Origin of the sequence: Vibrio sp. Vb1980 (assembly GCF_033338615.1) — a bacterium.
GTDB classification, from domain to species: Bacteria; Pseudomonadota; Gammaproteobacteria; order Enterobacterales; family Vibrionaceae; genus Vibrio; species Vibrio alginolyticus.
Window position 1 is genome coordinate 1 of record NZ_JAWOSZ010000045.1, and the last position, 2,080, is coordinate 2,080.

A 2,080-nucleotide genomic window follows, 5' to 3' on the forward strand; every position below is an offset into this window, starting at 1 on the left:
ATGAGCAGGGTAACTGGACCTATGAGCTAAACAATAATCATCCAGACGTGCAAGCGTTAGACGCTGATAGCGATCCGATTATTCGTACCATGACAGTAACATCTGCAGATGGCACGACTCATGACGTGGTCGTGACAATCACGGGCTCAGACGACAAAGCGATCATCACACCAGATCAACCGGGTGATGATAAAGGCGCGGTTCAAGAAGACGTAACGCTGACCACTGGCGGCAACTTAAACGTGGATGACCCTGATGCAGGCGAAGCGGTCTTCCAACCGCAAACCGACGTTCAAGATGGCAACTGGGGTACGTTTTCGATCGATGAGCAGGGTAACTGGACCTATGAGCTAAACAATAATCATCCAGACGTGCAAGCGTTAGACGCTGATAGTGATCCGGTTATTCGCACCATGACAGTGACGTCTGCGGATGGCACGACTCATGACGTGGTTGTGACAATCACGGGCTCAGACGACAAAGCGGTCATCACACCTGATCAACCGGGTGATGATAAAGGCGCGGTTCAAGAAGACGTAACGTTGACCACTGGCGGCAACTTAAACGTGGATGACCCTGATGCAGGTGAAGCGGTCTTCCAACCGCAAACCGGCGTTCAAGATGGTAATTGGGGTACGTTCTCTATCGATGAGCAAGGTAACTGGACCTATGAGCTGAACAACAGTCACCCAGATGTGCAGGCGTTAGACGCTGATAGCGATCCGGTGATTCGCACCATGACAGTGACGTCTGCGGATGGCACGACTCATGACGTGGTTGTGACAATCACGGGCTCAGACGACAAAGCGATCATCACACCAGATCAACCGGGTGATGATAAAGGCGCGGTTCAAGAAGACGTAATGCTGACCACTGGCGGCAACTTAAACGTGGATGACCCTGATGCAGGTGAAGCGGTTTTCCAACCCCAAACCGACGTTCAAGATGACAACTGGGGTACCTTCTCTATCGATGAGCAGGGTAACTGGACCTATGAGCTAAACAATAATCACCCAGATGTGCAGGCGTTAGACGCTGATAGCGATCCGGTGATTCGCACCATGACAGTGACGTCTGCGGATGGCACGACTCATGACGTGGTCGTGACCATTACGGGCTCAGACGACAAAGCGGTCATCACACCAGACCAACCGGGTGATGATAAAGGCGCGGTTCAAGAAGACGTAACGCTGACCACTGGCGGCAACTTAAACGTGGATGACCCTGATGCAGGTGAAGCGGTTTTCCAACCCCAGACAGACGTTCAAGATGGCAACTGGGGTACCTTCTCTATCGATGAGCAAGGTAACTGGACCTATGAGCTGAACAACAGCCACCCAGACGTGCAAGCGTTAGACGCTGATAGCGATCCGGTGATTCGCACCATGACAGTGACGTCTGCGGATGGCACGACTCATGACGTGGTCGTGACCATTACGGGCTCAGACGACAAAGCGGTCATCACACCAGACCAACCGGGTGATGATAAAGGCGCGGTTCAAGAAGACGTAACGCTGACCACTGGCGGCAACTTAAACGTGGACGACCCTGATGCAGGTGAAGCGGTATTCCAACCGCAAACCGGCGTTCAAGATGGCAACTGGGGTACCTTCTCTATCGATGAGCAGGGTAACTGGACCTATGAGCTAAACAATAATCATCCAGACGTGCAAGCGTTAGACGCTGATAGCGATCCGGTTATTCGCACCATGACAGTGACGTCTGCAGATGGCACGACTCATGACGTGGTCGTGACGATCACGGGCTCAGACGACAAAGCGGTCATCACACCTGATCAACCGGGTGATGATAAAGGCGCGGTTCAAGAAGACGTAACGCTGACCACTGGCGGCAACTTAAACGTGGACGACCCTGATGCAGGTGAAGCGGTATTCCAACCGCAAACCGGCGTTCAAGATGGCAACTGGGGTACCTTCTCTATCGATGAGCAGGGTAACTGGACCTATGAGCTAAACAATAATCATCCAGACGTGCAAGCGTTAGACGCTGATAGCGATCCGGTGACTCGCACCATGACAGTGACGTCTGCAGATGGCACGACTCATGACGTGGTCGTGAC

At 52.7% G+C, this 2,080-nt stretch carries 1 protein-coding gene; it reads left to right on the forward strand.

The genetic code is table 11. The features are described 5' to 3' along the window. A partial coding sequence (locus tag R7F64_RS23675) for a VCBS domain-containing protein (RefSeq protein ID WP_318072127.1) occupies positions 1-2,080 on the forward strand: 2,080 nt, incomplete at both ends.